Annotated in this window: 5 protein-coding genes; 3 read left to right on the forward strand and 2 right to left on the reverse strand. The window is 69.9% G+C overall.

Annotated features, from left to right (window positions below; translation table 11 throughout):
* Together KBX53_RS18165 and KBX53_RS18170 are read right to left on the reverse strand one after the other, a co-directional pair.
* Positions 1 to 552 (reverse strand): glycoside hydrolase family 3 N-terminal domain-containing protein (locus KBX53_RS18165; RefSeq protein ID WP_305797958.1); only part of this gene is annotated, 552 nt, incomplete at its 3' end.
* Between the two features lie 407 nt (positions 553 to 959).
* On the reverse strand, positions 960 to 1,898 hold the full coding sequence (locus KBX53_RS18170; protein WP_210860531.1) for an oxidoreductase: 939 nt from the start codon (positions 1,896 to 1,898) through the stop codon (positions 960 to 962).
* A gap of 95 nt (positions 1,899 to 1,993) precedes the next feature.
* On the opposite strand from KBX53_RS18170, the gene KBX53_RS18175 reads away from it, so the two are divergent.
* From KBX53_RS18175 to KBX53_RS18185, 3 genes are all read left to right on the forward strand, one after another.
* Positions 1,994 to 2,629: a TetR family transcriptional regulator gene (locus tag KBX53_RS18175; protein ID WP_210860534.1), complete on the forward strand. Its 636-nt coding sequence runs from the start codon at positions 1,994 to 1,996 to the stop codon at positions 2,627 to 2,629.
* A 65-nt stretch (positions 2,630 to 2,694) separates the two neighbouring features.
* Positions 2,695 to 5,811, forward strand: a complete 3,117-nt coding sequence (locus KBX53_RS18180) for a hypothetical protein (RefSeq protein WP_210860536.1) — start codon at positions 2,695 to 2,697, stop codon at positions 5,809 to 5,811.
* Between the two features lie 128 nt (positions 5,812 to 5,939).
* Positions 5,940 to 6,272, forward strand: coding sequence for a hypothetical protein (locus KBX53_RS18185; RefSeq protein ID WP_030331163.1), 333 nt, complete (start codon positions 5,940 to 5,942; stop codon positions 6,270 to 6,272).
* Positions 6,273 to 6,470: the final 198 nt, after the last annotated feature.

Consider the following 6,470-nt stretch of genomic DNA (forward strand, 5'->3'; position numbering starts at 1 on the left):
CATGCCGTACGCGGTGGAGATCGCGCCGGTGAGCAGCGGGTCCTCGGAGTAGCCCTCCTCGTTGCGGCCCCAGCGGGGGTCGCGCAGCAGGTTGACCACCGGCGCCCAGAGGTTGAGCCCCCAGACCCGGGGGTTCTGCGCGTGGTAACCGCGCGCCTCGTCGCCGACGGCCGACCCGACCTGCCGGATCAGGTCGGTGTTCCAGGTGCTCGCCATGCCGACCGGTTGGGGGAAGGCGGTGCCGCGAGCCTTGACCACCGCACCGCCGTTGTCGATGTCGGTGGACCAGGCCACCCCGTGCAGCGCCTCGGTGCCGGTCTTGAACAGGCCGATGCCCAGCCGGGGAACGGCCGGCTGGTACTGGTGCAACCAGGAGATCTTCTCGTCCTGGGTGAGACGGCCGAGCAGGTCGTCGACCCGGGCGCTCACGGGCAGATCGGGATCTCGGAACGGGTAGGTGGGCTCGGCGAGCGCGGTGCCGGGAACGGCCGGTAGGGCTAGCAGGGCAAGCGCGAGCGCGGTGATTCCGCGCCGAAGGCGCCAGTTCCGCATGCGGTTCTCCTCATGTCGTACGACAGACGCCCATGCGGGCGCCGAGGCCGGGTGACCAGGCTCGACACCCGGCTGACGGGCCTGAACGACGAATCGTCGAAGCGCTTCGACGACCCGGCCGCGTCACGACGGCCATGATTGTGGTGATCCGCGCAACTATAGATGTGCGCCTATCAATGGGCAACCGTGCCCGGCACCGTAACCTCGTCGAGGTCGTCCCCAAGATCGGGTGACGATGCCTTAGCGGCACAGGCGGACGGACCCACTCCTAGGAGCATCGATGAATCATGCTTCACCCCAATGGGTACGAAGCTTGCGGGTGAAACAGCCAGCGGCAGTGAGGCGGGCGTTCGTCACCTGGGCGATCCGGCACGCTGCAATGTGACGGCTGCCGGACGGTCCTGCGATCAGCTCGCTGGCCGCAGCGACTCGAACCGTACGCCGGTGGCCTGTTCGGACAGTTCCCACAGTCGGCGGCCGTGCTCCGGGTCGGTCACCGTGGCGGAGAGTTTCCCGGGTGCGGGGTGGCCGCGCAGCTCGGCGGGGCCGCCGGGTGCGACGAGCTGTCCCGGCTGCGCCGCGGGGTCGGTGGCGGCGAACAGCTGCGGCCAGACGCCACTGTCGACCGGCTGGGCGAGGAGCGGGTTGCCGATCCGGCCCAGCAGCAGCCGCCAGATCGGCGTGCTGCCGCTGCTCTGCAGGTTCGTCGCGGTGTAGCCGGGGTGGGCGAGGAAGCTGCGCAGGGGGCTGGCCGCGGCGCTGAGCCGCCGGTGCAGTTGGTAGCCGAAGATGGCGTTGGCCAGCTTGGACGTGTTGTAGAAGCCCATCGGGGAGTAGCCCCGCTCGCCGGTCGGGTCGGCGAACCGCACCTTCGCCTGCCGATGGTTGACCGAGGTGACGGTGACCACCCGCGGGTCCCGACCGGCCAGCAGGAGGTCGAGCAGCAGACCGGTGAGGGCGAAGTGCCCGAGGTGGTTGGTGGCGAACTGCATTTCATGCCCCTGCGGGCTGAGAGTGCGCGGCAGTGCCATCACCCCGGCGTTGTTGATCAGCACGTCCACTCGGCGATGGTCGGCGTGCATCCCGTCGGCGAACATCCGCACCGAGTCGAGGTCGGCGAGGTCGATCCGCCGGACTTCCAGGTCGACGCCGGGCTGGGCCGCGGCGATGTCGGCCGCCACCTGGTGACCCTTCGCCTGGTCGCGGACGGCCATGACGACGGCTGCGCCACGGCTGGCGAGCGCCCGGGTGGTGGCCAGGCCGAGGCCCGCCGTGGCACCGGTGACGACGAAGGTGCGACCGCTCAGGTCGGGGATCTGTTCGGTGGACCAGCCATTGACAGTCATGCGACCCACTGTGCAACCGGTGACACTGAGTGTCAAGGCATACGTCTGGTGTCAACGTTGGCAGGAGGTAGCACCCTATGGCGTAGCATCGGCGAATGAGATCCCGCGCGGACAGCAGCCTGGCCGAACGCAAACGCCAGCTCGTTGCCGACGAACTGCGCGACGCCGCCCTGATGTTGCTCGCCACCAAGGGCTTCGACGTGGTGACCGTCGACGACATCGTGGCGGCGGCCGGCATGTCGAGGCGTACCTTCTTCCGCTACTTCGCGTCCAAGGAGGACGTTGTCGTCCGGTTCCTGGCCGACATGAGCGTGGACGTCATCACCGAACTCGCCGCCCGGCCACCCGCCGAAGCACCGTCGGTCGCGCTGCGCCACGCCCTCTGGGTGCCGCTGGCCGCGTGCAACGACCACCCGGAACACTCCGAGCGGGCCCGCGTCGTCGTCCGCCTCATCCTGGACACCCCGGCCCTGCACGCCCGCTGGCTGGAGAGCCAGATCCAGTGGCGTGCCGAGCTGGCCACCGAAGTGGCCAGTCGGTGCGGCCTCGACCCGCACACCGACCCCTACCCACGGATGGCGGCCGGGATGGCCCTGCTGGCCCTCGACACGGTGCTCCAGCAGTGGCAGCCGGGTGACGACGAGCAGCGCCTGACCGAGCTGACCGACCGGGCGTTCGCCGTGGTGTCTCCGGCCCTCGACGCGCCGACCACGCCACCCGACGCCGGCTGAGCGGCGCCCCCGAGCGAATCAGCGCGGTTTCAGCACCCTTTCAGGCCGCTCAATACGTTCGCGGCATGACACCCAAACGTTGCCCGCGCGCCCGGCGCGGGACCGCCGTGCTGGCGATGATCGCGGTCACCGCGGCGAGCGCGCTCTTCGGCGAACCCGCGTCGGCCGATCCCGTCCCCATCCCGCAGACCGCCCTCACCGATCGGGCCTTCGGCCAGGTCGCCGAGACCCACCTCCAGGGTGCCGATCGGATCACGGCGGCAGTGCTGTCGGCCGAATTCGTCCAGTGGCACCGGCTGCACCCGACCGCCACCGCCGAACAGGCACAGACCCAGCTCACCACCCGCAGGCAGCTGCTCGACGACTCGCTGACCGCGTTCGACCTGCTCCTGCCCGAGCAGGACCTGCTGCTCAAGTCCGTCGACATCCTGCTCGGTGCGCCCGGCGGCGACACCCGGACCTCACCGGAGATCACCGGCCTGATCGGGGCCGTCATCGGGAAGACGGTCGAGGCGTGGGACACCCGTGAGGAACTCGCATCCGGCGCGCTGCGGACCGCCCAGTGGCTGCGCGGCCGTGACGACGCTCTCGCCACGGTCTGGTCCGCGATCCGGCAGGCGGCGGCAGCCAGCGCACCTGTCGCCACCGCCTGGAACGCCGTCCTGGGCGAACCGTTCGGGGTCGACATCACCAGCGGATACCAGGAACTCAGCCAGGACCCCGGGCTGTCCCACGTGGACCTCGCCGCGATCCTGGCGTTGCAGGGCGATCCTGCGGCGTTCGTCGCGGCGGCCAAGCAGCAGTTGGCCGCCCTGCACGCGCAGCTGCTCGGCCTCAGCCTGGAGATCCGTCTCGAAATCGGCGAGAACAACCAGAAGTGTCCGCCCGAAGGGCCGCCCAGCGCCGCGTGCACCGCGGCGGCGAGAAAGGCTGCCGAGGACCGGGACAAGGACCGGCAGCAGACGATCTCCGACATCAAGGCCGGGGTGGGCATGGTCTCCACCCTCATCGGGTTCGCCGACCCCGACGCCGGCAAGAAGTCCAAGGTGATCGGCGAGGCGGTGCTCACCACGATCAGCGCGATCTCCAAGTACGCGGCGGCGATCACCGGCCGCGGCCTGGCGGGATCGATCTTCAGCACCGCGACGCTGGCGATGACCGGCAACATCTTCGGTGCGGTGATGTCGGTCGTCGGGCTCTTCGGCAGCAGCGCCCCGTCGCTTGACTCGCAGATCCTCGCCCAGGTCAAAGCGTTGCGCGACGAGGTGCGGGCCCTCGGCGACGAGATGCGGGCCAGCTTCGCGCGGGTCGAGGCCCAGATCAACACGGTGTACGCGAACATGATGGCCCAGTTCGACAAGCTGAACGCGGCGATCGCCGGCAACACCGCGCAGATCACCCTCGTCCAGCAGCAGGTCGCTCAGCTCGGCCTGCGCCTGGAGGACATCGCCGCCACCGTCCTGGCCGCGATCGGCGACGCCACCCTGCACGACGCCCGCGCCGACATCAACAAGTACCTCGGCTACCGGGAGAACTTCGGCCAACCCATCCCGACGTACAACGAGTTCGTCGGCCCGGAGAACGAATTCCACCTGACCGCGACGCAGCTGGCCAGCGGCGCCGCCTTCGTGGTGCCCACTACCGACGCCGACAACCCGGCGATCGACCCGACCACCGTGCTGAACAGCTTCGGCGAGGCCCGGTCGATCAACTACCTGGCCCGGGTCGCCAGCGGGCGGGACCCGTCGATGGTCGAACCGTCCACACCGGTCGGCAACCCGACCGTGTGGAACCTCGGCGCGCAGGCGTACGCCATGTTGATGCTGCAGAACCCGACGTACGCCGCCCAGGTCAGCACCGGACGCGCGGCGCAGATCGAGGCGGAGGGCACCCGCATCGCCGACCTCGCGGCCAGCTTCGGTCGGCCGGCCAACGGCAACGCCAACGGCCTGATCACCGGGCTGGTCGACGAGTACGTCGGCGCCACCAACGAGCTGTCGACAGCGCTCGCCGCGGTACGAACCAACGAGGTCCAGGCCCGCTACGAGCCGGACGCCAACGGCGTACAGGTGAGGACGCTCAAGAACTACGACCTGTTCTGGGACACCGACAAGCCGCTCGCCCCGGCGCCGACGAAGCCCGACGAGGCGACGGTGCCCTCGTGTGGCGGCAGCAGGCAGATCGACCGACCCGGTAACGTCCGCTACGACCTGATGTCGAACGTGGTGCGGGCACTCCAGTACGCGTACACGCCACGTCTCGACGAGCCGCCGGCCGGGGTGCGGGAGTTGCCCGAGGTCGGCCACTGCTACACGCCGAGCTGGGTCTACACGCGGACGACGGGCTACGGCACCGGAGTGATCCGCCACTACGGCAAGCTGCGGTTGCAGATCCACAGCCGGTTCCGACTGAACTCCAACGCGGCCTGGCAGAACTCCCGGACCGCCGACTACACCTGGCCGGACGAGCAGGTCTACCAGGTCGACTGCGAGCTGTTCAACTGCGACAGCGAGACCACGCCCGACCAGGCCCTGACCCAGAAGTGGCCAACCGGCCGGTACGCCTTCGCGAGCGCCGCGACGGCCACCAACAACACGGCGCTGGACACCACGCTGACACCGACCCTGCGCGGTTTCCTCCAGGCCCGGCAGAAGCTGATGTACGACCGGGTCCGGGACCAGAGCACGCAGGTCAGCGGGTCGATCCCCACCGCCCTGAAAAAGGTGAACACCGCCGCGCGGCTGCTGCAGGCGTACACCAGGTTGGGTCTGCCCAACGCCCTCGACTCCGACGACGTGTTGTCGGCGAACCTGTTCGGGCAGTACCAGCTTCCGGTGAACATGCCGACGGACGCCAAGATCGGCAATGCCTATGCCAGGGCGAGCGGGAACTACACCCTCTGCGGGCCCACGCCGTGCCCGCTCGACCTCAGCCGTCCGCTGCGCGACCAGGTCAGCCTCAAGGTGCCCTGCGAGCCCGCTGTCGACTCGTCCAACCTGCCCGGTGACCCCCTCGGCGACTGTCTGATCACCAGCGCGCGGTCCCGCGCCAACGCGCTGATGCAGCGGTACGAGGTCTGGGCGGACCAGATGACCGCCGGGCTGCACCACGAGCGGGTGCCGTGGCTGAACGACACCCTCGTGGGCCTGCGCATCACCACGCGGCTGTCCCACGCCAGCTGACCCACCGTTGCCGGCGCCTCCGGGCGCCGGCAACGTGTCACACCACCCAAGGCGTGAACCCAGCGCCCAACCGTCTGAGCGCCCTCGAACCGGCGGCGATCGACGAAACAAGGCCTAGCGTCGTTGACATGACCACTGATCCCCAGACGTGGGTGCCCGAGTCGTGCACCTTGCCGAGCGCCCAACAGCCACTGCGGCTGGCCGAATTCGACGACCTGTTCGCCACCGCTCTGCTCCAGCAGGAACGGCTGTCCCCCACCGCACTGCGGTGGCGTCTCGACCCGGCCGCCGAGGCGACCACCCGGGACCTGACCGCCCGGGAAAGCTCCTGCTGCTCGTTCTTCTCGTTCACCATCGCCGCCGACGCCGGCGCGCTACGCCTCGACGTGCAGGTGCCGGCCGCGCACGTCGACGTCCTCGACGCGCTCGCGCTGCGCGCCGCCGCCCGGATGACGGCGTGAGCGCATCGCCCAGCAGCCAGGTCGCCACCGCAGCCGGGGAGCACCTTGGCCGATCCGCCGCGGGCGGCTCGGCGGGAGCGACTGCCGACGCCCGACCAGCCCACCGGCATGATCGTGGACCGCGCCACCTCGGTACGGTCCACCGATGACCGTCGTCCGCTCGATCCTGCTGTTCACCGTCGCCGCCCTGTTCGAGAT

It is taken from the genome of Micromonospora sp. M51 (genome assembly GCF_018070305.1).
Lineage (GTDB): Bacteria > Actinomycetota > Actinomycetes > Mycobacteriales > Micromonosporaceae > Micromonospora > Micromonospora parva.

Bases quoted from the DNA above. Each gene is read 5' to 3' on its own strand.
- KBX53_RS18185 (WP_030331163.1), top strand. From the start codon at position 5,940: ATGACCACTGATCCCCAGACGTGGGTGCCCGAGTCGTGCACCTTGCCG.
- KBX53_RS18175 (WP_210860534.1), top strand. From the start codon at position 1,994: ATGAGATCCCGCGCGGACAGCAGCCTGGCCGAACGCAAACGCCAGCTC.
- KBX53_RS18180 (WP_210860536.1), top strand. From the start codon at position 2,695: ATGACACCCAAACGTTGCCCGCGCGCCCGGCGCGGGACCGCCGTGCTG.
- KBX53_RS18170 (WP_210860531.1), bottom strand. From the start codon at position 1,898: ATGACTGTCAATGGCTGGTCCACCGAACAGATCCCCGACCTGAGCGGT.